Raw genomic sequence first — 24,962 nt, forward strand, 5'->3', positions numbered from 1 at the left:
CTGACGGGGTCGACGGACCCCGCCGCCAGGCGCCGGTGCCGGAGGGACGTCGTCCCTCCGGCACCGGCGCCTCGTCATGGCGGGCCGCACCGAGGCTGCCCGTCGATGTGCCGCCCGTCATGGGCATGGGCGGATCGGCCGGACCGGCCTACGCTGCGGGGATGACCACCCATGCGCCCCCGCCGGTCCGTGCCACCGCCCCGCCGGCCCGGACCCGGTCGGAGCCCTGGGAGTTCACCGGCGCGCGGGGGCACCGGCTGTCGGGCCGGTTGGAGCTCCCGGTGGACGCCGAACCGACCGCTGTCGCCCTGTTCGCGCACTGCTTCACCTGCGGCAAGGACGGACTCGCGGCGGCCCGCACGTCACGGTTCCTCGCCCGGCGGTCGCTCGCCGTGCTGCGCTTCGACTTCACCGGAGTGGGCGGCTCGGGGGGCGAGTTCGCCGACACCGACTTCTCGGGGAACGTGGCGGACGTCGTCCTCGCGGCGGAAGCGCTGCGCACCCGCCTGCGGCCGCCGACCCTGCTGGTCGGGCACTCGCTGGGCGGCGCCGCCGTCCTGGCCGCGGCACACCGGGTGCCGGGCGTCCGGGCCGTGGCGACCATCGGCGCCCCCGCCCACCCCGGCCACGTACGGGCGCAGTTCACCGCCGCCGACCGCGAGCGCATCACCCGCGACGGGGCGGCGGAGGTGATGCTGGCGGGCCGGCCGTTCCGGGTGGGCGCAGGGCTGTTGCGGGACGTGGCGGAGCAGCCGCAGCAGCAGCGGATCGCCGCGCTGCCCGCCCCGCTGCTGGTGCTCCACTCCCCCGACGACACCCTGGTCCCGCCGTCGCAGGCCCGGGAGATCCAGCACACCGCCGGGGACGGCGCGTCCCTGGTGTGGTTGCACGGCACCGACCACCTGCTGACGGGGCGGGCCGGGGCGGAGCGGGCCGCGGCGCTGATCAGCGCCTGGGCGGCACCCCTGCTGGCCGGCGGGGAGTGACCGTTCCCCGCCGACCGCGCGCCGGTGCGGGCCGGGACGGCTGACCGGCGGCGGTCGAGCCGGACGGGTGGGGCCGGTCCGTCGCCCGACCGCACCCACCGGGTCCCGCGATGGCGGGCCGCCGCCCCGTCCTCACCCTCGCGGCCTCACCCGGCCGCGACCTGCTGCCGCCAGCCGGGCAGCAACTCGTCGAGCAGCGCCTCGGTCTCGGCCGGCAACGGCCGGTCCGCGCCGAAGAGCTGACCGTGGTGGGCGGCCAGCCACTGGGCCGCGCCGGTGAGCCACTCCGCGCGACCGGTGGCGTGGGCGGCCCGCAGCAGCTCGTTCCACAGCCGCTCGTCGGCGGGAGCGGCGCCCAGCGCCGTCCGCACTGCCAGGTAGGCGGGCTCCCCCTCCCCCGCCTCGCGGTGGGCGCCGGAGAGGGCCAGCGCCACCTCGGCCACCAGCAGCGGGTACTGGGCGTCGACGACCTCGTGCCGCAGCCAGTCGAACCGGCCGGACTCCCGCTGGCCGTCGAGGAGCGGGCCCCGCGCGAGGCTCAGCGCGTCGGTGAGCCGCCGCCGACGGTCCGCGGGGTGCAGCCCGGGCCCGGGCGCGGCGACCGCGCCGTGGTGCAGGGTGCGCAGCACGTCCCAGTCGGAGACGACCCGCTCGGAGAGGACCAGGCGGCCGTCCGGCGCCGTCGTCAACCGGGGGCGACCGGTGGCGGTCTCGGTGCCGAGCCACTCCCCGAGCCGGGCGACGAAGGCGTCACGCACGTCGTCGGTCACGCCGCGCGGCCACAGCGCCGCCGCCAGCACGCGGCGATGGACGCCGGAGCGCCGCAGCAGCAGCACGGCCAGGGCCTCCCGCAGCTGCGCGGCACGCTCGGGGTCGGGGTCGGCGAGCCCGGTGAGGGTGTAGCCGCCCATGATCTCCGCGTAGACCTCCGGCTTGCCCCCCGCCCCGAGGTCGACGAGGAACGCCGGCGCGGTGGCAGGAGAGTCCCCGGCGGTGGTGCCCGGTTCGCCGAGGGAGGCGAACATCGTCACCACGGTGGCGCGTTCGGCGGCCGGAAGCAGCTGGGCTGCCAGCTGGAGACCCATGTCGGGCTCGGTGAGCCGCCCGTCGGCCGCGATGCGGAACTCCCATGCCAGCCCGGGGAGGTCGGGGCGGTCGGAGGCCACGAGGTAGCCGATGCCGAGGGGGGCCGAGACGGAGGCGAGGGCACCGAGCCGCTCGGCCTCCTCCTCGGTCGGGGCGACACCCACCACCACCAGGTGGGGAGCCCACTGGTGGCCTCGGGCAGGGCCGGTGCGACCCCGCAGCACCGAGTCCTGGCCGGTGTGGCGGAGGTTGCCGTGCCGCAGTCGGGTCTCGGTCTCCATGACCTCCAGCAACCCCGTGATGTCCTCCAGGTGCCGGACGCGGGTGGGCGCGAGCGCGGTGAGGTCGGCGGCGAAGCCGACGATGCTGACGGTCATCCGGTCCGCCCAGCCGCTCGTGGCCAGTTCGGCCGCGATGGAGGAGAGCACCGCCTCCCGGTCCGCCGGGGCGCCGAGGACCGACACCAGGCCGGGTACGGCTTCCAGGTTGAGCAGCAGACGGATGTCGTCCCGAGTGCCGAGGCTGACCAGCCCGGGGTAGGGCGCCTCGGCGTCGGCGGGGACGTCGCGCACCGCGTCCAGCCGGTACCGCTCCAGGGTCCAGTACGCGTCGCTCTGCCCCAACTGCCATGGCGCAGGGGGCACATCGGCGGGTTCGGCCAGTTGGAGGTGGAGGTCGTCGTCGCTGAGCCACGCGGCGTAGACGACGGGAAGCGACCTGCCCGCCGCGTCGAGATCCGCGGAGAGGCGCCGCAGCGCCCTGTCGAGGAAGGCCACGGCGGATGGGTCGGCGCCCGCCAGCAGCGCGTCCTGGGCGTCACGGCCCGTGACGTCGCGGGGTTCGAGGTCGTCCCCGGCGCCACGTCGCAGGGCACCTGCGGCGGTCTGCCAGAGGGCGTTGCGGCGCGTCCGGCCGAGGGCACCGAGCAGCCCCGCGGCAAGCAGCGGTGCGGCCATCAGGGCGTCGGGCAGGCCGGGGCCGTCGTCCTCACCCGAGGGTGCCGGGGCGGCCGGAGCGGCGGGCGGCAGCGACGCGGGCTCCGCCGACTCCCCGTCGGTGACGGCGGGGGCGGTGGCCGGCGCGTCCCCGGCGGGGTCGGCGGCGGCTGCGTTCCGTGCGGAGTCGCTGCTGCGCGCGGGGGCGGGGGTGACCTCCATCCCGCCATGGTCGGGGCCGGAGCCGGCGATACCGGCGCCCTCCCCGGGGCCCGGCTGCGGGCCCCGCGCGGGGCCGTCCGGGGTGACGTCCATCCCGCCGTGGTCCGGGGCGTTCGGGGTGCTTCCGTGCTCCGCGTCGGCGCCGGGGCTGCGCCGTTCGTTCCCGAGGTCCGGGGTGTCGGGCAGCGCGCCGGCCTCGCCGTCCGGTGTCGCGCCGGGCCCCCCGGCGGTGTCGGGGGCGACCTCCATCCCTCCGTGGTCGGGGGCAGCGTCGCGCCCCGGGCCGGTGGGGTCGTTGCCGTAGTCGGTGAACTCCTCGACCTCGTCCGGTGACAGCTCCGCCGCGTCGTGCGGCAGTTCGACCAGGTCGCCGCCCTCCGCGTCGGCCGGCATCTCCAGGATCCATCCCGGTCGGATGAGGGAGGCCTCGGTGAGGCGGGAGCCGTCGGGCTGCACCCGGTCCTTGTTGAGCTCGTAGATCTCCTTGTACCGCAGCCCGTCGCCGAGATGCCGTTCGGAGATGCCCCACAGGGTGTCGTGGTGCCGGCCGTCGGGGGGCTGGATGCGGTAGTACTTCGTGGCGTCGGCGTCCTCCCGCTGCTCGGTCCCCGCGCTCTCCTCCGGCAGCGCCACGGCCGGGGCCGCCTGGGTGAGCGCGGCCGGCCCCGCGGTGCTCTGGCCGGGGGCGTACTCGGCCTCGGCGACGACGCCGTGGTGCGACGGGGAGTCGAAACCGCTGCCGACGGCGCTGAGACCGGGGGTGAAGCCCGCCGCGGTGGTGCCCAGCAGCAGCAGCGCACCGACGAGTTGCCGCGCGAGGGCCTGGCTGGCACCGGCCGCGGGGACGCGGGCGGGCATGCCGACGCCGGAGACGGCAGCCTTGACCTCCACCAGCACACAGGCGGTGAACTGCGCCCAGGCCACCCACACCAGCACGGTGAGGATCTTCAGGAAGACCGTGGTGGAGATCGGCCGGCGGAGCATCTCCAGGTCGGGGGCGCTGCTGGGCAGCGGCCAGCCGACGAACCAGGCGAGCGCCAGCGGCACGCCGACGACGAGGCAGGCGAGGGCGAGGAAGGCGGCGAACGCCTTGAGCACGTCGCCGAGGGAACGCCCGACCTTCACCGGTACGGGCGAGCGGTTGCCGCTGCCGGAGTGAGTGGTGCGCGCCATGGCGTCTGCTCCTGTTCGGATGGTCGTGACGGCGGTGGTCGTGGTGGGGCCCGCGTAGCCGGTAGGCCGGGCGGTGCTCTCAGCCGGCCTCGGCGACGGCCGTGGCCTCGCCGGTGACCCGCACGCTGGAGGTGAAGACGGAGGAGAACAGCGGCCGGTAGTCGACCAGGACCTGCACGACGACCTGGGTCTCGCTGGTGCGGGCACGGACGCAGTGGGCGCCGGAGACCTCGGCGCTGGTGAGGTCGTAGTGGCGGACGAACTCCCGGACCCGGGCGTCGCAGTTGGCGGTGTTGATCGGGGCTCCGCCGGCGCCGGCGCGGATCGCGTCCTCGTCGAGGTCCTGCGCGGCGTACCGGGCGGCCTGCTCCGCGATGTCGGCGGCGCGTTCCCGGTTGGAGATCGCAAGACCGCCGTCGACGACGAACGCGGCGAGAGCAATGACGGTCAGCGCGAAGACCACGACCAGGATGGCCGCCGAGCCGCGGTCGCCGCCGCCTCCGCGGTCGTGCCGGCCGCGCGCACGGGCGCCGGGGGACGCCCCCCGGTCTCCGGCCGGCGCGGCGGCGGGGGCAGGAGCCGTGGCGAGAGGAGACGTGGTGGCGAGAGGAGACGCGGTGGCGCGGGGCGGCGCGGGGCGCGCGGGGGCGGTCATCCGACCCGCCGATAGGGGTCGATGGGTGCGACGGAGGTGCCACTGACGCGGTTGACGGTCGGCAGGCCCACGAGGTGCATGCCCTGCACCTCGCACTCCACGCGGACGACGAACAGGCCGCCCTCGCTGAAGTCCGTTCCGCCGAGGAACGGCCCGCTCCACGAGGAGCAGACGTCCTTGAGCTGGTCCGCCAGCACCGCGGCGGCCTGCGCCCGGCCCGTGGCCTGGTCGCGGGCGAGCGAGCCGGCGCGTGCGGCGTCACGGGCGGCGCCGTCGACGGCGGCGCGCGCGGAGACCTGGTTGCCGAGGACGAACAGCACCAGGATGAACAGGATCATGAGCGGTGCGAGCAGCACGACCTCGACCGCGCTGATGCCCCGGTCGCGGTCCTGCCGCTGCCAAAGGCGCGTCGGGCGCACCGCTGCTCCTGTGTCACGCACGGTGTGTCACCCCCCGTCCGGTACGAACCGTTCGACCGGCCCCTCGGAGACCGCGGTGACCCGCAGCGACATCCCCGGCAGGATCGCCGGCGCGTCCCCGGTGACGGTGACGCTGACCATGTCGCCGTTGCGGCCGACCGGTACCGAGACGTTGGAGAGCAGCCCGGGGCCCGCCAACTGGCGCACGTAGTCGCGGGCCTTGCCGCGGGCGCTGTCCTGCCAGCCCGCGGAGACGTCCGCCTCGCGGCGGGCCTCGCGGGCGCCGGCCTGGGCCGCCGCCTTGGCGACATCGGCCGCGAACGAGTACAGCGCGAACTGCACCGCGCCGAAGATCAGGAAGAACATGATCGGCGTCAGCATCACGAACTCGACGGCGGAGGCCCCGGAGTCGTCGCGCAGCGCGGCACGGAACCGTGCCGCCCGGCCGTCGCGGTCCGATGCCGGACGGTCGGCCGCCCCCGGGCGCACCGGTCCGCGGGGCCGGGCGCGGTGCTCGCCGGTCCCGGGCGGACGGTGGGCCGAGCCGCGGGCGCGGCGCGGGGCGGTGACCGGTGACGGCACTAGCAGTTGCCGCTCTGGTTGCTGGCGCCGGCGATGCAGTCCTGCACGTCGTTGGCCTTGGAGGTGAGGGCGTTGGAGATCACGAAGCCGACGGCGAGCACGATGCCGACGACCACGGCGGCGATGACGACCCATTCGATGGCCGACGCCCCGCGGTCCTCGGCCGCCCGTGCGCGCTGGAGCCGGGTGCGCAGTGCCGCCTGTAGATAGCCGATCGCGGGGTGCGAGAACCCCATGGAGTGACGCATGTCGTTTCCTTTCCCGTTCCGGGCCGGCGTCAGAAGCCGCCGAAGACCCGCATGCCTGCCGGATAGATGAGGAACACCAGGAATCCCGCGCAGAGCAGGAGCTGGGCGATGAGCATGGACTGGGACTTCTCCCCCGCGCCGCCCTCGATCTCCGCCATCTCCCTGCCGCGCATGGTCTCGGCACGTGCTCCGAGGCTGTCGCGGACCTTGGCGCCGTCGTCGGCGACCAGGGCGAGGGAGTTGGACAGGTCGCGCAGTTCCTCGACCCCCACCTCGTCCCCGAGCTTACCGAGGGCCTGCCACTGGGTGATGCCGGTGATCCGGGCGTCCGCCAGGGCGGTGCGGATCCGCATCAGCGCCCAGCCGTCGCTGACCTCGGACGCGGCCTTCAGCGCCTCGGGGAGCCCCCGGCCGCCCGCCAGGCTCATGGCGACCAGGTCGAGGTAGGCGGCGACCACCCGCCGGAAGTCGCGGCGCTTGGCGGCGGCGTCGCGGCGCACCTCCAGGTCGGGGAGGAAGAAGAACAGCGCCGCGAAGGCGAGCGAGAGCCAGACGGGGACGAAGGGGCTGCTGCCGACGCCGAGGAGGTGGATGCCGGTGAAGACGGCGGGGCCGAAGATCAGACCCGCGGCGGCGAGCCCGAGCTTGGTCGCGAGGAAGTTCTCCCAGCTGCGGTCCAGCAACGCCAGGTCGGCGCGGAGCGACCGCTGCACCCAGCCGCGCCGCAGGTACGCCTCGGCCAGCCACTCGCCCGACCGGTCGCGCAGCGCGTCGAGCCGGGAGCGCCGCTGCTCGCCGGCGGCGGAGCGGGCCGCGGGAACGGCGAAGGCGTGGCCGCCGCGGGCGCGGACCGCGTCCACCCGGTGGATGGTGAGTACGGCGCCGCGGCGGGTGGGCACCAGCGCCCTGACCAGGGCGTAGACACCGAGGCCGAGCACGGCGCCGACGATGACGGCGGAGGTGACCGTGGAGTTCATCGCCGCACCACCGGGCCCTGCTCACGTGCGGGTGCCGCGTCCGCACCGGACCGCTGGGCGTCGCGCGCCTGGGTCGCCGGGGCCGGGCGGACCATGAACCGGTCGGGGACCTCGATGCGGGAGAGGCTGCGCATCCACCAGAAGCCGAGGCCGAACAGGACGCAGACCAGGCCGAGTACGAGCTGGCCGAGGGCGTCGCCGTAGGGCTCGACGTAGGCGGAGTTGAAGAGCGAGAGCCCCACGGGGAACGCGAGGCTGACCGCGACGACGATCTGGACGCTGCGCCGGGTGGAGGCGCGTTGCGCTGAGACCCGCTGCCGCATCTCGACCTCCTCGCGCGCCGACTTGGCCAGCGCGCCCAGCACCTCGCGCAGGCCGGGGCCGCGCAGCCGCGCGTTGAGGATGAGCGAGGCGATGATGATGTCGGCGGAGGAGTCGTCGAGTTCCTCGGCGAACTCCTGGAGGGCGTCGGGGAGGGTGGTCCGCGAACGCAGCCGGTCCACCAGGTTGTTGAGCGGCTCGCGGAGCGCGGGGGCCGCGGCGCGGGCCGAGGCCGGGATGGCCTGCTCCAGTCCGACGGCGCCGGCGATGGTGTCGCGCAGCGACTCGGTCCAGGAGGCGAGCGCCTCGACACGCGCCATCGAGGCCCGTTCCTCGGCGGCGCCGCCGAAGAGCCTGTCCCAGACGAAGGTCAGCAGCGCCGCGGCCAGTGCCGCCACCGGCCAGCCGGTGAGGACGAGGACGACCACCGCGAGGAGCACAGCGATCATGGAGCGCTGGCCGAGGAACCGGGCGATCTCCGCGCGACGGCGTTCGTCGCGGGCGATCTCGTCGGCGGTCCGGGGCGGCAGCCCGCGGAGGGCGACGACCAGCAGGGCGACGCCCCCGCCGGCGGCGAGGCCGCAGGCCAGCGCAAGCAGGGTCTGCGGCGCGAGGATCCCGGTGGTGGGCACGGTCGTCTCACCCCCACCCTGGCTGGTAGCCGAAGGCAGCGAGTTCGTCGGCGCAGGAGATGGCGGCGTGCGCCCGCGGCACGCCGTCGGGGCCCTCGGCGAAGATCTCGCTGGACAGCACGCGGCCGTCGACGCCGTTGACCTCGCGTACGGAGGTCACCAACCGCTGCAACCGGCCGCCGGTGGCGTAGTTGTTGCGGCGGTGGATGAAGACCACGAAGTTCACGGCACCGGCGATCAGCATCTGACTCGCCTCGATCGGCAGCCGCTCGCTGGCCTGGAGGGCGTAGGTGGAGATGCGGTTGAACACCTCGGCCGAGCTGTTGGCGTGGATGGTGGAGAGCGAGCCGTCGTTCCCCTGCGACATGGCGTTGAGCATGGTGACGATCTCGTCGCCGAGGACCTCGCCGACGATGACGCGGGAGGGGTTCATGCGCAGGGAGCGGCGGACGAGTTCCGCCATGGAGATGTAGCCCTGGCCCTCGGAGTTGGGGAGCCGTTCCTCGAACGCCACCACGTTGGGGTGGAGTTCGGGGAACTGGTCCAGTCCGAGCTCCAGAGCCCGTTCCACCGTGATGAGGCGCTCGTCGGAGGGGATCTCGTTGGCCAGGGCGCGCAGCAGCGTGGTCTTGCCCGCGTTGGTGGAGCCGGCGATCATGATGTTCTTGCGGGCGCGGACCGCCGCGACCAGGAAGCGGCCCATCTCCGGGGTGACGGTGCCGTTGCCGACGAGGTCGGCGAGGAAGACCTTGCCGAGGCGGGCGCGGCGGATGGACAGCGCCGGCCTGCGGGTGACGTCCATGACGGCGGAGAGTCGGGAGCCGTCGGGCAGCCGCAGGTCGAGCTGGGGGTTGGCGGCGTCGAAGGGCCGCGAGGAGAGGCCGGAGTAGGCGCCGAGCACCTGGATGAGTTCGACGAGTTCCTCGTCGGTCTCGGCGACGGGCTCACCGCGCTCCTCCCGGCCGTCGGCGTAGCCCACGAAGACCTGGTCGCACCCGTTGATGTCGATGTTCTCGATGTCGGGGTTGTCCAGGAGCGGTTGCAGCCGGCCGACGCCGAAGAGCGCCGCGTGCACCGCGGCGGCGTAGTCCTCCTCGGACTGCGCGTCCAGTGGCGCCCTGCCCTGCGAGATCTCCTCGCGGACGTACTCCTCCAGGACCTGCGCGATGACGGCGCGCGCGTAGTGGCGCTCGTCCTCGGGGGTCATGGCGCGGATGCCGCCGGCCTGGTCGATGCGCCGCTGCTCGGCGATGCGGTCGCCGGCGTCCTGCCGGAACCGCTTGACCAGTTGGTGGTTGACGTCGGTCACCGGTGGCCTCCGTGCGGGCCGTGGCCGGGAGCCGGGTAGCCGTACCCGTTGCCCGGTGCCGGGTAGCCGTACCCGCCGCTCGCCGGCGGTGCGGTGGGCGGGGGCCACGGCCCTCCGGGCGGCACGGGCGCGGGGGTGCGGGGACCCTGCGCGCCGTACTGCGGCGGCACCGGGGCGCGGCCGTGGGACGGCGGCGCGGCGCCGGCGGGCGGTTGCGGCGGCAGCGTCCCGACCGCGCCGGTGACGGCGGGGGCGAGCTCGCGGTAGGTCTGGTGGAGGTCGGAGACCACCTTGCGGACGGAGCGCACCAGCAGGGACTTGTCGACGCGGCCGCGGCGGCGGCCGGCCAACTGGTCGGCGCCCGCGGCGTCCTCGGCCAGCAGTCCGGCGACGCGGGCGCCGCTGCCGGCGGCGGTCAGCATCTCGTTGACCTGGCTCGCGATCCGGCCGCCCTGGGAGGGCTCGGTGACCAGGAGCAGCCCGATCGGCGGGCGGCCGTGCTGGGCCGCGCCCCGGTGCTGCCCGTGGAGCTTGGCGCTGAGCGCGAGGGCGCGTTCGCGGGTGTGGGCGAGGTTCTCGGGCTGGGTGCGGGTGACGAGCAGCACGACGGCGGCGTGCGGCAGCAGCGCCAGCGCGGGCGAGTCCGGGCCGAGGCGGCCGCAGTCGGCGACGACGTCGGCCGCTGCCTCCTCGTGCGGGGAGCGGGCCAGCTCGGCGAACGCCTTGCCCAGGGCCCCGTACTGGCCGGAGACGCCGGTGCCCTGGTCGGAGGAGGTGAGCCCGACGATCAGGTCGAGGCCGCCGGAGACACGCTGCGAGTGGTCCCACAGCTGCTCGGCGGCGATACCGCGGCGAGCGGTGGCGGCGAGCGACAGCAGCCCGGTGCCGGGGTCGAGCGGCCGCCCGTCCTCGCGGGCCGAGCGGTAGACGAGGTCGCCGCCGGCGGGGTCCACCTCGGCGAGCAGCGCGCGGCGCGGCCACAGCGCGGCGAGAGCCACGGCGGTGGTGGTGGCTCCGGGCGATCCCTTGTCGGCCGCCACTGCGATGAGCGCCATCTCTCTGCTTCAGCCCCTCGACCGGGTGCTCGCCCGGCCCGTCGTCGGTGGTGTGGTGCGCGGTCGGTACGGGCACCGGCGGGTGTCCGCCGTCCCGTCGCTGGTCGCGTTCGGCTCGGCCGGGGGCCGGCCGTGGTTCAGTCGGCGCTGCCGGGAACGACGACGAGAGTGACGTCCCCGGTTGCAGCGGCCCGCGCGAGATCCGCCGCGTCGGAGGCGGAGACCCGCAGGGTCACGAGCCGGTCCCCGCCGCCGGCGCCGCTCTCCACCATGTGGACCTTGGCGGCGTCGACGAGGGTTCCCGACGTGCCGGTGACGGCCTCGTCCTCGCCGCTGTCCCGGCCCACCCGGTAGGCGGTCACCGTCTCGCCGGCGCTCAGCCCGGAGGGGTAGCGGCCCTGGGAGAGGCTGAGGCCGACCAGCACCTGGTCGCGGTCGAGGGTCTCCTCCGCGGTCAGCATCTCCCCCACCATGACGGTCCCCGGTACGAGGTCGACGCTGGGGATGAGGTCCTGCTGGAGGCGTGAACGGTTGCGCCACTCGAAGTAGTTGACGGCGGAGTCCTCCGCCACGAGCACGGCGGTGATCGCGCTCTCGGGTACCGGCTGCCCCGCGGGGACGCGCTCGGTGATCTTCACGGCCTCGACCCGGTCGCCGGCCTGGATCACCAGCGTGGTGGCGCCGAGGGCACCGGCGAGGATCAGCAGCACGGCGAGCGCGGCGAGCGCGGGCTTCCGCTCCCGCGGCGGCACCGGCAGCCGATCACCCATCGCCGGTCCGGCCGCGACCGACTTCTTGGCGATCGCAGACGAACGGTCCTGGGTCTTCACGCCACCACCCCCGTGGAAATCACAGCACTCGACGGTCGAGCGGGGAATCCGATCTCGCGAACCGCCGACCGCGCTGAACAGAATTACTCGCAAGTCGCCATGACGCTACCAGGCGCTGAAACGGGGGAACAACGGCCAGGGGGAGTTCGACCGCGGTGGCCGAGCACCCCTCGGACTCCCAACCGACCGCGCGTGCGCGCGGCTTCTGCACCACCCCTCCCCCGGGGGACGCTGCCATTGTAGTATTGGCGCCGCTACCCGGTGTTCAGGACCGACACCGAAGCGAGGCCGGGGGGCCAATCACGTTGACGACTTCGGGTGATCTGTGATGCCGGGCGAACCAACTCCGCCTGCGTGCGTCTCATGTGGAGAACCTCCTGGGATCCGCCCGCAGCTACGCCGGTGAAACGATGACTTCCTGACGGAGTCCGCATGCCGTCCAGGTGCGGGGCGAGCTCACCTTCTGGCAACGCACCTGCGAGACCGTGGCGGCGCCCTTCGCGCCGAGGCGGAGGCGCGGCTCCGGGAGGCGGAGAGCAGAGGCACCGCCCAATGAACGTCTGCCGTGTCCACTCTTCGCCAGAACGACGACTGTGGAGTATGCGGTGCCTTCGTACGACCTCACGAGGGCGGTTCCGCCTGTCAGAACTCCGCGTGACAGCACTTCTGGCTTCACTGAGCTAGTGCGGTTGGGCCGGCAACGTGGTGAAGCTTCCGGTAGACGGGTTCACGACCTCCCTCGCCCCGCCAGAGGCTTCACGTGCTTGTCTGCCGGCCCGGGCTGACGTGTACAGCTCTGCCCTGCACCTGCTGTCGACCGAGCTCCGCCGATGCCGGGAGGTGATCGGAACCCGCTGGCGACGCCTGAACACGGGGCGCCAGGCCCTGCTCACCCTCGCCTCCCTGCTTGTCGGTCCGATTCGCCTATTGTCCAGGCGGAAGAGACAGGGACTCCTGGGGGAGTCGCTGCGGGAGGGGATGGGCGTGTTCGGCAAGAAGAAGCACGATGAGTGGCCACTGACGGCGACTCTCGACTGGCGAGACATCAGGAAGTTCTCCGCCGCACCGTACGGCGGATCAAGTGGCATCACTCCAGAGATGCGCGATCGATGCGCCGGTCTCACACCGGTCTGGGCCACGGCCGCAGAGGGATTCGTGCAGAGATGGGGCCTGGTCGCCTACGTGGACCAGCAGGTGGAAGGAGGCACGATGGACGGCGCGTTCGGTCTGTTCACCGATCCCGAACACCTCCGCCCGATCTGTCGGCTCCTCGAGCCCGAGACGGGTGACGAGGGCAGACTCACCTACACTGCCGCCGATGAACACGGCGCCACTATCGGCACGATCACCAAAGAGCCACCCAGCCGCCGCCCCTTCAAGCACACGTGGCGTATCGGCACCCCGGGCGGCCGGATCATCCACGGCAGGAACTCGATCGCCACGAAGCAGGCACACCTTCAGGCAGCCCGCGAGACGCTGAATCCGTTCAACTTCGTTTCCACTGCGTTGGACGAAGGTGGCGGCAGCGAGATCGGCCCCAGGGGTCGTAGGCTGCTGTGGGTCGACCCCGCCGGAGAGAACAAGCCAGTCCGCCGGTCCTACCTGATGTCCTCGCGCAGCGCCGACTTCGCCGCCATCACCGAACTGGGGGCCGCAACCATCGACCGCCGACTCGCGCTGCTCGCCGCCGTCGCGGAGGCCCGCTCTCTGAACCTCAGCCCCTTCACGGCCTGAGCTGCGCGCTGACCAACCGAAGCCGTCGCCGAATCCCCCGCCACACGCTCTGCTTCGGTGGCATGACCCCGTCGACTCGGCATACGGCAAGGTCTCCGTGCCGTTGAGCGAGGTGTCGAGCGCCTCCCTCAACGGCTCGGGACTCCCTCCGTTGCCGGCCATTCCCCTCTCCGTGACAGCCTTGGGCGAGACGCCTCACTCCCGACCGAAGCGCTCTGCACGGGCGCCAGGCTGCCGTCGAGCACCATGATGCCGCTACCCACCGGCCCGGCGCCGGCGTTGGAAGGCATCCGCACGCCGGACATCTCGCCGTCAGTCGGCGCCGACGGTCGCAGCACGAGCCCGTGCGGGAACTTTCGTGCCGTGGCCACGAAGCCCCGGTACTGCGAGGAGAGCGGGTCCGTCGTACCGGCAACGAGAAGCCCGTGCCCTCCGTCCATTCCCGACCGGATCAGTGTTTCCGGAGGCTTGTCGATCCCCGTTTCGCAGACGAGTTGGGCATCGTCCGCGACCACAACGAACGGGTCGCCCGCCACAGGCGCCGGCGCCTCGGCCGGCTGACCCGCCGTTGCCTCACCCTCGATAGGGGCCGCCATTCGGCTCTCCCGTGCAGCCCCCGCAAGAGGGAACGCCTCGGGTGTGATCACCACGAGCGGTGTTCCGATCTCCCACAGACTGTCCGCCGCGCAGAGCAGCACACCGGACCGTCAGGATCTCGGTGGGCCCGCGACCACGAAGCCCGGCCCCGAGAGCGCCAGGTTCACACCCAGCGAGCGAAGAGTCTCGCCGCCGACCCCGAGCATCGCCCGGAGCGCACCGCGCTCCTCGTCACGGGTGTCGAGAGCGCGGGCCGCTACGTGGGGTCCTCGATGACAACAGTGCAGGAGCCCGCGGAACCCACTGCCGCCTGCCCCAAGGCGAGCCGTGCCACCCTGCCGCTCCCAGGGCCGCCGCTGACGCGGAGCTGGACACTAGGCTTGCCTCAGGTGGTGCACGGGGCGCAGCCGCGGCGGGAAGGACCTTCGCGTGTTCGGCAAGAAGAAGCACCAGCAGCAGGGGCCGCTGGTGGCGACGCTCGACTGGCGTGACATACGGATGTTCTCGGCAGCCCCCGGCGGCGGTGATGTCGGCATCACCACTGAGCTGCGCCGACGATGCGCCGGCCTCACGCCGGTCTGGGCCGCCCCCGCGAAAGGCATGGTCCCCCGATGGGGTTTGGCGGCCTTCGTGGATGCGCCCGTGGAGGGGCCCAAGGCCGACGGGGCGTTCGGCCTGTTCACCGACCCCGAGTACCAACGCCCGATCTGTCGGCTGCTCGAACCCGAATCTGACGGCGACAGCGGTCTTCGGTACACCGCCACCGACGAGCGAGGCGAGACCATCGGCACCATCACCAAGGTGGCGCCCACGCGACGGCCGTTCAAGCACACGTGGCGAATCACCACCCCGGACGGACTCAGTGTCCAGGGCAGAAACGCCTGGGCCACGAAGCAACGGCACGTCCGCGAAGCGCGTGGCTACCTGAATCCCCTCAACTACGTTGTCGGTGCGGCCGACGACAGCAGCTGGGCCACGGGCAACCGGGGCCGGGAGCTCTTCTGGGTCGATCCGGCCGACGACAGCAGACGTGCGAACACCACGTACCTGATGTCCTCGACCAGCGCTGACTTCGCCCGTCTCACAGACCAGGGGGCCGGGCTGCTCGACCGCCGACTCGCGCTGCTCGCCGTCATCGGCGAGGCCCGGTCCCTCGACCTCAAGCCACCGACGCCTCCGGTGTGAGCACCTCCCTGGGCGGCCACCGGTGGCGGCGCGACCCGGGGTATGTTCGCCGAGCCGATTCGCCCTCCGGTCGGAGGGCGGCGAGAGGCAGGGCTCCCCGGAGAGTCGCTGCGGGGAGGGGACGCGGTGTTCGGCAAGAAGAAGCAGGACGAGGGGCCGCTGACGGCCACTCTGGACTGGCGCGACATCCGGAGGTTCACCGCGGCCCCTTTCGGCGCCTCGTACGGCATCAGCCCGGATATGTACCATCGCTGCGCGGGCCTGAATCCGGTCTGGGCAAAGACCCCCAAGGGCCACACGCTGAAATGGGCGTTGGTGGCTTTCGTTGACCAGGAGGTGGAGGGAGAAAAGGCTGACGGGGCATTCGGGCTGTTCACCGACCCGGAGCACCTCCGGCCGATCTGCCGGCTTCTCGAGCCCGACGCCGGTAAGGACGGGAGCCTTGTCTACACCGCTACGGACGACCGGGGCAAGACGATAGGCACCCTGACCAAGGTGCCGCCCAGTAGCCGTCTCTTCAAGCACACATGGCGTATCGACACCCCGGCAGGCCAGGTCATTCACGGCAGGAACTCTCGCGCCACCAAGCAGGCGCACCATCTGGCGGCTCGCGAGATCCTGAATCCACTCAACCACCTTTTCGGCGCCTTGGACGAGGGCACTGGCAGCGACGGTGGGCCGCGAGGCCGAAGGCTGTTCTGGATCGATCCCACCGACGAGAGCAGGCGAGCCAACAGAACATTCGTCATGCAATCGTGCAGCGCGGACTTCGCCAGCGTCACGGACCAGGGTCCGGCGACGCTCGACCGGCGCCTCGCGCTGCTGGCTGTCATCGCGGAGGGGCGGTCACTGCACCTGGTCGCGAGGTGATGCGGACGCCGGGATCACCACCCGGCGGGTCCACCGCACAACACGGCCGCCGGAGGCGGAAGGGCGCCGGCGGCGCTCCTGTCCCGGCCGCCAGAGGCAGAGGCACACCACCGGAGGGGGATGAGGGTGTTCGGCAAGAAGAAGAAGCAGGACGAGGGGCCAGTGACGGCCACTCTGGACTGGCGTGACATCCGGAGGTTCTCAGCGGCTCCGTACGCGGGCTCGACGGCGATCAGCCCCGAGATGCGTCAGCGATGCGCGGGGCTCACACCGATCTGGGCAATTCTTCCGAAAGGTTATCTCCAGAAGTGGGGGCTGGTGGGTTTTGTGGACCAGCCCGTGGAAGGCGACAAGGTGGACGGCGCGTTCGGGGTCTTCACCGACCCGGAGCACCTCCGGCCGATCTGCCGGCTTCTCGAGCCCGACGCCGGTAAGGACGGCAGCCTTGTCTACACCGCCACGGACGACCAGGGCAGGACCATAGGCACCCTGACCAAGGTGCCGCCAAGTCACCGCCCCTTCAAGCACACATGGCGTATCGAGACTCCTGCGGGTCAGATCATCCATGGCAGGAACTATGCCGCCACCAAGCAGGCGCATCACATTGCGGCTCGCGAGATCTTGAACCCTCTCAACCACCTCTTCGGCGCTTTGGACGACGGCGGGGGCACCGAAGGCGGGCCACGAGGCCGAAGGCTCTTCTGGATCGATCCGGCGGACAACAGCAAGCGCGCCCGCAAGACGTTCGTCATGGAGTCGTGCAGCGCGGACTTCGCCAGCGTCACGGACCAGGGTCCGGCGACACTCGACCGGCGCCTCGCGCTGCTGGCTGTCATCGCGGAGGGACGGTCACTGCACCTGGGCTCGAGCTGACGCGGACTCCGGGATCACCACCCGGCGGGTCCATCGCACGACACGGCCGCCGGAGGCGGAAGGGCGCGGGCGCCGCTCCTGCCCCGGCCGCCAGAGGCAGAGGCACACCACCGGAGGGAGATCAGGGTGTTCGGCAAGAAGAGAAGGCCTTCGAAGGGACCGGCCCCGGCCACCCTGGACTGGCGGGAGATCAGAAAGTTCTGCGCGGCCGGGGACCGTGGCGGGTTCATGGTGGAGCCGGGGGTGTCTCGGACCTGTCCGGGGTCGACCGTGGTCTTCGCGACGACCGACCGGGGGACCCTGCCGAAGTGGGAAGTCACCGCGTTCGTCGATCAGCAGGTCGAGGGGGAGCCCGCTGAGGGCGCCTTCGGCCTGTTCACCGATCCCGACCATCTGCGTCCGATCTGCCGTGCCCTCGAACCCGAAGCGGCCGACGACGGCAGCCTGTCGTACACCGCGGTCGACGACCGCGGCAGCACCCTCGGCACCGTCACCAGGGTTCCGGCGTCGCACCGGCGCCTGAAGCACACCTGGCGCATCGACGCACCGGACGGCGCGGTCGTGGAGGGCAGGAACGTATGGGCCGCCCGCGGGCTGCTCACCCGGGGCCCGGGCGACCGCTTTCCCCTCGGGCATCTTGTCGGCGCCTCGGTCCCGGGCCAGGACAGCTGGACCAGAGGTCGCAGCCTCGACTGGACAACCGCCCCCGAGGACACCGGCAGGCGGGCCGACACCTCGCTGCTGATGTCGTCCACCGGCGCCGACCTTGCGTATCTCACGGAACGCGGGGCCGAGGTGCTCGATCGGCGGCTCGCGCTGCTCGCCGTGATCGCCGAGGGCCGGTCCCTGCGCCACCGGTAGCCGCTGGCGGGTGGTCGACGGCGGCGCCGCGCCGACGGGCGCCGGCGGTCGGTGAGAACGTCGGCCGGTGAGGCCCCGCAGCGGGGCGGCCGCGCCGAGGCCGCCCCGCGCGGCCGTCGGGCTGCGCCGAGGTCGTGGATCAGTAACGGCTCCGGAACAGCCTGGGGGCTGCCGGGGGCGAACGGTCGGTCTCGTGGCAGTCTGAATTCAGCCACGCGCCGGGGGGCGTCCCGAGGGACGACGGTGTCTCCACCGCCGGCCGTCGACCACGCAGCCAGCCGGCGAGAGGAACACCTGTGAGCCACGGACCGCAGCCACCCGCGGGGGACGGACCGCCCCACGGCCAGGGCCCGGACGCACCCGGCCCCGTCTCCGGGTCGCCCTACGGCGCCGCGGAGGCCGGCCGCTGGGACGGACCCGGCGAGCACACCGCGCAGCTGAGCGCGGCGAAGGACGGCGGCTCGACGTCGCACCGCACCAGGATGTCGCTGGCGATCGCCGCGGCGACGCTGATGGTCGCGGGGACCACCGTCGGCGGTGTCCTGCTGACCCGGGACGACGGTGGGGACCCGCCACCGCCGGTGGCCGCCGGCCCGGGGGCGGACGACGCGGACGCCGACGGGTCGGAGCCCGCCGGCGAGGACGACGGCGCGGCGGACGACGCGGACGAGGACGAGCCCGACGAGGAGCGTCCCGCCGACCCGCGCGGCCCGACGGGCGGCGGCCCCGAGCCGGTCTCCGGCGACGGCTGGCAGGTGCAGTTCCTGGCCGACCGGGACGTGGTCTACGACGTGCCCGACTCCGACGAGTGGGACGTCCCCTCCCCCGACACGATCCTGGGATGGGGCTCGAAGGAGCCCGAGGACGAGGACGGCTTCTCGACCCCGGAGTTCGTCGGACGGGGCACGGCGCTGTTCAACGACAAGGCCTGCGGGCGCTACAACAGCCGCGCGGTGACGGCCGTGACGGGCGCCCGGGGCGCCACCTCGACCGCGCAGGCGGCCGAGCACGTCGCCCACATCTACGTCAACGGTATCTTCGACCCCGACACCACCGGTGAGTACACGTTCGTCGACGCCGAGCCCTTCAGCAACGAGCAGGGCTTCGAGGGGCACATCGCCACCGGTCTCGTCACCGGCTTCGAGCCGTCCGAGGACGCCGACCCCGAGTGCGCCGCGACCAGCGGTGCCGTGGTCGCCGTGGCCTACCTCGACGGATCGGCCGACGCGCAGGTGTGGTTCGCGGTGGTGGAGCAGGAGGTGGAGGACGCGCTCGACGACGACACCCTCGCCGCCATCACCGACAGCCTCCGGCACTTCCGCACGAACTGACGACTCACGCGCCCGGTACGGCACCGGTCGCGCCATCCCCAGGGGGAGCAGGACATGACCGACGGCCCGAACCAGACACCGCCGCCGGCCGGCCAGTACGGCAGGCCGGAGCACCCCGGGCGTCCGGAGCCGGACGCGACGCTGGTGCCCGGGGGGTCCCCCGGGAAGGGCCGTGGCGGGCTGTCGCACGGCACGAGGATGGCGTTGGCCGTGGTGGCGGCGGTGGCGATGGTGGCGGGGACGACCGTCGCCGGTGTGCTGCTGACCGGTGGTGACGGCGGCGAGCCCGCCGTCGCCGCCCCCGGCGGGGACGACGAGGAGAACGGGGGTGCCGAGGGCGACGGGGAGGACGTGCTCGGCGGGGGCGAGGAACCGGAGGAGACCGACGAGGAGGACGCGGAGGACCGCGGCAGCGACCCCCGCGGCTCGACCGGGCCGCCGGCCGACCCCGTCGTCGACGACTGGCAGGTGCAGGCGCTCCCCGCCCGCGACCTCGCCTACGACGTGCCGCCCGGCGAGGAGTGGGAGGTGGTCAACGCGGAGAGCTACGTCGAGTGGCGCCCGGTGATCATCAACGATGACGGCGAGGAGGAGGAGCTGCTGTACGTCGTCCGCGGCGGCGCCGTGTTCGAGGGCGGCGTCTGCGGGGCGAACTCCTCCCGGGGCGTCATCGGGATCACCGGGTCCAGGGGTTCCAGCGGCACGGAGGAGGCCGCCCGGAGCAATGCGCTGGAGTACGCGCGCGCGGTCTACGACCCCACGTTCACAGGCGAGTTGGTGATCAGCGACCCCGAGCCGTTCACCAACGACCACGGGTTCGAGGGCCACATCTCGGTGGGCGAGCTGACCGGCTTCGATCTCAAGGAGGGTCAGGACCCGGAGTGCTACGCCACCGACGCCACGGTCGTCTCCGTCGCGTACCTCGACAGCTCGCACGACGTCCAGGTGTGGCTGGCGATCCTGGACGCGGACGTGGAGGGCGAGCTGGACGAGGAGACACTCGACACGATCACTGGCAGCCTGCGCCTGCTGAGCCGGGCCGACTGAGCCGAACAGCAGCCGCTGCCCGGGGAGGCCCCGGCGGGACGGTGAGCCCCTCGGGCCACCACCGCCGGGGCCTTCCTGTGTCGCGTCGGGCCGGAGCCCGGCCCCCCCCCCCCCCCCCCCCGACACAGGATCAGCCTGTCAGGAGGGGCGGAACGCCTGCCGGATCTCCGTCCAGCGCTGCCGCTGCTCCTCGCTCATCCGCCCACGGAGCTCGGCCAGTTTCAGCAGGTTGGCCTCGGCGCCGCGCGTGAGGGTCTGCGCCTCGGCCAGGTAGTGGTCGTCGATGGCGGACTCCACCTCCTCCTGGGTCATCACCGGCACGATGCGCTCGGCCAGGCGGTTGGTGTTGCGGTAGGAGCCCTGGAGCAGGAACGGCGGTTCGGTGCGGTGCGCGTCGTCCTGGGTCGCGGAGTGGATGTAGGCGGCGTTGACCTTGAGCGTGGTGCCCTGGATGTGGAGCAGCTTGGCGAGGACCGAGGTGATCTGCTCCAGGTCGGCGGCGCTGTAGGGGTGGGAGAGGCGGTCGGCGGTGACGGAGTCGTCGCCGCGGGCCATGCGGACCAGCAGGTCCACGTCGCCGCGTTCGCGTGCGGCCAGCGGGGCGAGGACCGGATTGGAGGTGAGCGCGTTCTCGATGTGGCTGAGCGCGAACTGCTCCTCGCGGCCCGACAGCACGTCGCCGAGGTTCCAGACGTCGGCGCGGTTGGCGAGCATGTCGGGGACACGGAACCGGGTGCCGCCGCCGGTGAAGGGGTTGCCGGCCATGCAGATGGCGAACCGCTTGCCGCGCAGGTCGAAGGTGGTGGCGGTGCCGTCGGCGCGGACGCCGTCGATGCGGCGCTGGGCGTCGCACAGCGGGATGAAGCGCTGGAGCAGCTCGGGCGAGCAGTGCTGGATGTCGTCCAGGTAGAGGAAGACGTTGTTGCCCATCTCCAGGCCGAAGTTGATCTTCTCGACCTCCCGCCGGGGGGGGGGGGGGGGGGGGGGGGGGGGGGGGGGGGGGGGGGGGCCCCCGGGTCCAGGGAGGTGGTGCCGTACCCCAGCGCAGGCCCGTCGACCTTGACGAGGACGAGCCCGAGGCGGGCGGCGACGTACTCCATGAGCGTCGTCTTGCCGTAGCCGGGCGGGGAGAGCAGCAGGAGCAGGCCCTGGCTGTCGGTGCGGCGGTCCTCGCCGGTGGTGCCGAGCTGCTTGGCGAGGTTGTCACCGATGAGCGGGAGGTAGACCTCGTCGATGAGCCGGTTGCGGACGAAGGAGGACATCACCTGGGGTCGGTAGGCCTCCAGGCGCAGCCGCCCGCGCTCCGCCTCCAGCAGCGCGTTGCGCTGGCGGGTGTAGGCGCGGTGCGCGGGGACGCGGACCGTCCGGAACGCGGTGGTCCGCGCCAGGAACTCGTCGATCCGCACGTCGAGTTCGCCGCCGAGGACGCGGGGGTGGGTACCGAGCAGCCCGGTGGTCGCGGCGCGCAAGGGCGCGTCGTGGTTCCGGTGGACGAGACTGCCGTCGCAGAGGTGCAGGGCGACGGCCTCGGCGAGGTCCTCGACGGGGCGCCCCGCGGACTCGGCGTAGGCGGCGAGCCAGGCGGCGACCAGCTGGTGGCGGGCTGTGAGGTCCTCGCCCAGCGCCTTGGTGTCGGCGGTGAACTCCTCGCTGCCGTCGCGGCCGAGGGCGCTGCGGAAGTCGCCGAGCAGTTCGCGTGCCAGGCTTCCGGCGACGAAGTCCTCTCCCCCGAGTGCGAGTTCCTCGAAGAGGTAGTCGCCGGCCGCTGCGACGGTGACCGGGGTCAGCGCGGTGGGGAGCCCTGCCTCGGTGAGGAAGTCGGCGATGTGTCGGCCGAGTTCGGCGGCCAGGTCGGTGACGGCCGCGGTGGTCCCGAACGCGGCGCGGGCCCTGGCGAGGGAGCGGGCGCGGGTGCGGTAGGCGGTGGCGCGGTGGGTGTCCGTGCCGAAGGCCCAGGTGAGTTGGGCGGCGGCCCGTGCCTCGGGGGTGTAGCGCAGCAGCCCGGCGGCCTCGCGGAGCCTGAGCACGGTCGCCAGGATGGTGGCGGCGTCGTGGTCGTGGACGCCGCGGTCGTAGCCCTCGTCGTAGGCGGCGCCGGCGAACTCCCGTACCAGGGTGATCAGCTGGTCGTCGGCCGCGGCGGTGGTGAGCCGTGCCGGGTCGGCCTCGGCGAGGACGGTCGCGGCGAGGTGCTCCGCTCGGTAGACCTCGGGTGACTCCGAGGCCAGCGGCTGGTCCCAGAACTCGGCGGTGGCGGCGAACGCGGGGTCGGTGACGCGGGCCCGGTAGTCGGTGCCGGTGACGGCGAAGGCCAGGGCGCCGTCCTGGGGGACCAGCGTCAGGTCGATCGGCTGGGTGTTGACGCCGAAGCGGTGGCGGCCGAGGCGGACGCTGCCGTCGGCGCCGTAGAGGTCGGCGCGGTCGCGCAGGGCGCGGCCCGCCTCCTGGCGGAGGGCCTTGACGCGGCCCTCCAGCTCCTCGGCGCGGACGGTCTCCCCGGTGGAGCGGAGTTCGTCGGCGGCGCCGCGCACCCGCTCGACCAGCGGGTCGGTGGCGAAGTAGGCGTTGATCTCGTCGAGGCTGCCCAGGGAGGCGGTGCGGCGTTCGACGGTGGAGAGGATGCGGTTGGCGGACTCGGTGAGGCGTTCCGCGTGGCGGGCGCGCTCGTCGAGCTGCGCCTGCTTGCGGGCGGAGAAGGTCTCGTAGATCTCCTCGCGCTGCTCGGTGAGTTGGGCGAGGTAGTCGTCGAAGGCACCGAAGCGGGATTCGAGGTTCTCCAGCTGGAGCAGCAGCCTGCCGAGCTGCTCGTCGCACTCCTCGGGGGTGGTGGCGGCGGCGAGGGCGCCGGAGACGGCCTGGCCGAGGAGGGCGTACTCGGCGGCGAACTCGGCGCGGCCCTCGGTCTCCAGCAGTTCGCGACGGCGGCGGTCGAGCACGGCGTGGGCGCGGTTGACCGCCCCCATGACCTCGCCGATGCGTTCCAGCAGTCCGGTGCGGACGGTGGCGTCGGAGATCTGCAGGCCGCCGATGACGTCGGTGACGGTCCGCAGCGAGTCGGCCTGCTCGGCGATCTCCTCGGCGACGGGCTCGGCGTCCGCGACGGTCTCCGCGGCGGCTGCGCGGTCGGCGAGCTCGGCGACGGCGGCGTGTGCGTCGTCGAAGGCGTCGGCGCGGGAGAGGAAGGCGACGGCGCGGCGGCCGGTGGCGGCGAGGGCCTCGGAGAGCTGCTCGGCGGTGGCGGTGAGCGCGTCGAGGTCGGCGTGGCGCATGTCGCGCAGCGACTCGGTGCGGCCCTGTGCGCGGCGGAGCTCGGTGAGGAGCGCCACCCACTGCGGGGCGGACTTCGGGGCCTCGCCGCGGGAGCGGCGGACGAGGGCGGTGACCTCGGCGTCGTTCGCGGTGGTGGCCTCGCGGGCCTGCCGGCGCAGTTCGAGGACGCGCTCGTACTCGTCGATGACCTGCTCGGCGGCGGTCCGCAGCGTGGCGAGCGGCTGGTCGAGACCGTGGAGGCCGTCGACGCCGAGCCAGTGGTACTGCTCGGCAAGTCGGGTGCAGGCGGCGACGACGGCCTCGAAGACGGCGGTGCCGGGGGCGAGTTCGTCGGCCATGCGGGCGACGGTCAGCGCGTCGGAGACGCCTCGGACCAGTTCCGCGTTGCCGATGCGGGCGAGCGGGCCGTCGCCCTGCGGCTGGGCGGCCGCGTGGGCGTCGGAGACGAACGGGGTGTGCCAGACCTGCATCGGGTGGACGCGGGTCGCCTCCTCACCGGCGGCGCGGAAGACCACCATGGTGCCGTCCTCGAACAGCGTGTAGCCGTGGGAGGAGATCGGGTTGGCGACCTCCTTCCGGATGAGGTTGTAGGGCAGCAGCAGGGTGCGGCCCTCGGCCCGCGCGTGGAAGACGTACAGCACGTCCTCGCCGTTGGGCGAGCGGACGGCGGACTTGTACTCCAGGTCGGTGGTGTCGGTGTCGAAGGTCCGGGCGGCGGCACCGGCGGGTGCGCCGCTGATGTAGTAGCCGCCGGGGAAGATCAGCCCCTGGTCCTCGGGCAGGCTGTGGCAGGCCTGGCCGATGCCGTCGAGTCGCACGACCTCCTTGGTGCGGGTGTTGTGCACCAGGTGACGGTGGTCGCTCTCGCCGTACGGCAGCACCTTCAGCAGGATCAGCGGGCCGCGGCGGGCGTAGGAGATCTCCGCGTCGGCGAGGGACTGCAGCGGCGCCTCGACCGGTTCGCTGTGGATCGCCTCCCCGGTGTCGGTGGAGTCCTCGACCCGGACGGTGAGGTGGCCGCCGGTCGCGTCGACGAACAGTTCGCCGTCGATGGCGACGGTGGGGTGCTGGCCGGAGGTGTGGTGCTCCCGGCCGGTGAGCGTCCACTCGAAGTCGTGCGAGGGCGGGAAGACGTGGTCGCGCTCGCCCTTGGCGTCGAGGTATGAGGGGGTGCCGTCGGCGGCGAGCTGCCAGCGCAGGACCCGGATGTCGCTGACGCGGTCGCCGGTCTGGAAGACGGCGAGCAGCAGCTGGCCGACGGTCCGCAGCTGGAGCAGCTGCGCCTGCCGGTAGTACCGGAAGAGGGTCTCGAAGTCGCGGACGAACCCGGGGTCGTCGAGGAGCCCGGGGACCGCGTTCTCGGGCACGGCGGTGAAGTGCGCGCCCTCGGCCTCGGGCTGGTAGCGGTGCAGCCCGAAGACGTCGCTGACGGCGGTGGACTGCTTGAGGCCGAACCGGACGGTGTAGCCGGCGAGCAGATGACCGCGGACCTGCACGACGTCGCGGGGGACGCAGTTGTGCTCGGTGCGGATCCGGTCGGTGGTGCGGAGGGCGAGTTCGCTGCCGCCGAACGTCTCGACCCGGTCGTCGTTGAGGCTGCGGGCGCGGCCGGCGAGGTCGGCCGCCGCGGACTTCATGCGGTCCCGGAGCACCTCGTAGGTGCCCGCGTCCATCTCCTGGGTCATGGGTCTCCTGGGGCTGGGCGCACGGCCGGGTCGGCTCCGGTCGGTGCGCCGGGGGTGTCCGGGCGGCGCGGCGCCGTGC

At 73.2% G+C, this 24,962-nt stretch carries 18 protein-coding genes and 2 pseudogenes; 9 read left to right on the forward strand and 11 right to left on the reverse strand.

The window, feature by feature from the left end; all coding sequences use genetic code 11:
- Positions 1-161: 161 nt before the first annotated feature.
- Positions 162-986, forward strand: coding sequence for an alpha/beta hydrolase family protein (locus tag HCN52_RS03000; RefSeq protein WP_168086771.1), 825 nt, complete (start codon positions 162-164; stop codon positions 984-986).
- 146 nt (positions 987-1,132) lie between these two features.
- Here HCN52_RS03000 and HCN52_RS03005 read toward each other — a convergent pair whose 3' ends face one another.
- The 10 genes from HCN52_RS03005 to HCN52_RS03050 all read right to left on the reverse strand — a co-directional run bounded on the left by HCN52_RS03005 (position 1,133) and on the right by HCN52_RS03050 (position 11,430).
- Entirely contained in the window at positions 1,133-4,402 is a 3,270-nt protein-coding gene (locus tag HCN52_RS03005) for a BTAD domain-containing putative transcriptional regulator (RefSeq protein ID WP_168086772.1), read from the reverse strand.
- 79 nt (positions 4,403-4,481) lie between these two features.
- Positions 4,482-5,057 (reverse strand): pilus assembly protein TadG-related protein, encoded by a 576-nt coding sequence (locus HCN52_RS03010; protein ID WP_168086773.1) that lies wholly within the window; start codon positions 5,055-5,057, stop codon positions 4,482-4,484.
- Positions 5,054-5,476: a TadE/TadG family type IV pilus assembly protein gene (locus tag HCN52_RS03015; protein ID WP_168086774.1), complete on the reverse strand. Its 423-nt coding sequence runs from the start codon at positions 5,474-5,476 to the stop codon at positions 5,054-5,056. The genes HCN52_RS03010 and HCN52_RS03015 overlap by 4 nt, the downstream gene beginning before the upstream one ends.
- Before the next feature lie 27 nt (positions 5,477-5,503).
- Complete coding sequence (locus HCN52_RS03020) at positions 5,504-5,965, reverse strand: TadE family protein (protein WP_312876504.1); 462 nt, start codon at positions 5,963-5,965, stop codon at positions 5,504-5,506.
- A gap of 92 nt (positions 5,966-6,057) precedes the next feature.
- Positions 6,058-6,306 (reverse strand): hypothetical protein, encoded by a 249-nt coding sequence (locus HCN52_RS03025; RefSeq protein ID WP_168086775.1) that lies wholly within the window; start codon positions 6,304-6,306, stop codon positions 6,058-6,060.
- Positions 6,307-6,335: 29 nt separating this feature from the next.
- Positions 6,336-7,283, reverse strand: a complete 948-nt coding sequence (locus HCN52_RS03030) for a type II secretion system F family protein (RefSeq protein ID WP_168086776.1) — start codon at positions 7,281-7,283, stop codon at positions 6,336-6,338.
- Positions 7,280-8,236: a type II secretion system F family protein gene (locus HCN52_RS03035; protein ID WP_168086777.1), complete on the reverse strand. Its 957-nt coding sequence runs from the start codon at positions 8,234-8,236 to the stop codon at positions 7,280-7,282. Before HCN52_RS03035 ends, HCN52_RS03030 begins: the two co-directional genes overlap by 4 nt.
- 7 nt (positions 8,237-8,243) lie before the next feature.
- A complete protein-coding gene (locus tag HCN52_RS03040; RefSeq protein ID WP_168086778.1) occupies positions 8,244-9,545 on the reverse strand; it encodes a TadA family conjugal transfer-associated ATPase in 1,302 nt (433 codons plus the stop codon).
- Positions 9,542-10,600: a hypothetical protein gene (locus tag HCN52_RS03045; protein ID WP_209314098.1), complete on the reverse strand. Its 1,059-nt coding sequence runs from the start codon at positions 10,598-10,600 to the stop codon at positions 9,542-9,544. The genes HCN52_RS03040 and HCN52_RS03045 overlap by 4 nt, the downstream gene beginning before the upstream one ends.
- Before the next feature lie 137 nt (positions 10,601-10,737).
- A complete protein-coding gene (locus HCN52_RS03050; RefSeq protein WP_168086779.1) occupies positions 10,738-11,430 on the reverse strand; it encodes a hypothetical protein in 693 nt (230 codons plus the stop codon).
- A gap of 768 nt (positions 11,431-12,198) precedes the next feature.
- Between HCN52_RS03050 and HCN52_RS25150 the strand changes: the two are divergent.
- The 8 genes and pseudogenes from HCN52_RS25150 to HCN52_RS03085 form a co-directional block, all read left to right on the forward strand.
- Positions 12,199-12,345, forward strand: a pseudogene (locus tag HCN52_RS25150) (IS5/IS1182 family transposase); the annotation flags it as partial.
- 69 nt (positions 12,346-12,414) lie between these two features.
- Positions 12,415-13,164 (forward strand): hypothetical protein, encoded by a 750-nt coding sequence (locus tag HCN52_RS03055; protein ID WP_168086780.1) that lies wholly within the window; start codon positions 12,415-12,417, stop codon positions 13,162-13,164.
- Between the two features lie 1,026 nt (positions 13,165-14,190).
- Positions 14,191-14,946: a hypothetical protein gene (locus HCN52_RS03060; RefSeq protein WP_168086781.1), complete on the forward strand. Its 756-nt coding sequence runs from the start codon at positions 14,191-14,193 to the stop codon at positions 14,944-14,946.
- Between the two features lie 126 nt (positions 14,947-15,072).
- A complete protein-coding gene (locus tag HCN52_RS03065) occupies positions 15,073-15,816 on the forward strand; it encodes a hypothetical protein (protein WP_168086782.1) in 744 nt (247 codons plus the stop codon).
- 126 nt (positions 15,817-15,942) lie between these two features.
- On the forward strand, positions 15,943-16,689 hold the full coding sequence (locus HCN52_RS03070) for a hypothetical protein (RefSeq protein ID WP_168086783.1): 747 nt from the start codon (positions 15,943-15,945) through the stop codon (positions 16,687-16,689).
- A 243-nt stretch (positions 16,690-16,932) separates the two neighbouring features.
- On the forward strand, positions 16,933-17,550 hold the full coding sequence (locus tag HCN52_RS03075) for a hypothetical protein (RefSeq protein ID WP_168086784.1): 618 nt from the start codon (positions 16,933-16,935) through the stop codon (positions 17,548-17,550).
- A 296-nt stretch (positions 17,551-17,846) separates the two neighbouring features.
- Positions 17,847-18,881 carry a DUF8017 domain-containing protein gene (locus HCN52_RS03080; RefSeq protein WP_168086785.1) on the forward strand — a complete coding sequence of 345 codons (1,035 nt, stop codon included), beginning with the start codon at positions 17,847-17,849 and terminating at the stop codon, positions 18,879-18,881.
- Positions 18,882-18,935: 54 nt separating this feature from the next.
- Positions 18,936-19,928 carry a DUF8017 domain-containing protein gene (locus HCN52_RS03085; RefSeq protein WP_168086786.1) on the forward strand — a complete coding sequence of 331 codons (993 nt, stop codon included), beginning with the start codon at positions 18,936-18,938 and terminating at the stop codon, positions 19,926-19,928.
- 138 nt (positions 19,929-20,066) lie between these two features.
- On the opposite strand, the pseudogene HCN52_RS03090 reads toward HCN52_RS03085, so the two are convergent.
- A pseudogene (locus tag HCN52_RS03090) lies at positions 20,067-24,883 on the reverse strand (DNA repair ATPase).
- Positions 24,884-24,962: the final 79 nt, after the last annotated feature.

The organism is Streptomyces bohaiensis (genome assembly GCF_012033785.1).
Lineage (GTDB): Bacteria > Actinomycetota > Actinomycetes > Streptomycetales > Streptomycetaceae > Streptomyces > Streptomyces bohaiensis.

Bases quoted from the DNA above. Each gene is read 5' to 3' on its own strand.
- HCN52_RS03000 (WP_168086771.1), top strand. From the start codon at position 162: ATGACCACCCATGCGCCCCCGCCGGTCCGTGCCACCGCCCCGCCGGCC.
- HCN52_RS03025 (WP_168086775.1), bottom strand. From the start codon at position 6,306: ATGCGTCACTCCATGGGGTTCTCGCACCCCGCGATCGGCTATCTACAG.
- HCN52_RS03045 (WP_209314098.1), bottom strand. From the start codon at position 10,600: ATGGCGCTCATCGCAGTGGCGGCCGACAAGGGATCGCCCGGAGCCACC.
- HCN52_RS03005 (WP_168086772.1), bottom strand. From the start codon at position 4,402: ATGGCGCGCACCACTCACTCCGGCAGCGGCAACCGCTCGCCCGTACCG.
- HCN52_RS03010 (WP_168086773.1), bottom strand. From the start codon at position 5,057: ATGACCGCCCCCGCGCGCCCCGCGCCGCCCCGCGCCACCGCGTCTCCT.
- HCN52_RS03085 (WP_168086786.1), top strand. From the start codon at position 18,936: ATGACCGACGGCCCGAACCAGACACCGCCGCCGGCCGGCCAGTACGGC.
- HCN52_RS03030 (WP_168086776.1), bottom strand. From the start codon at position 7,283: ATGAACTCCACGGTCACCTCCGCCGTCATCGTCGGCGCCGTGCTCGGC.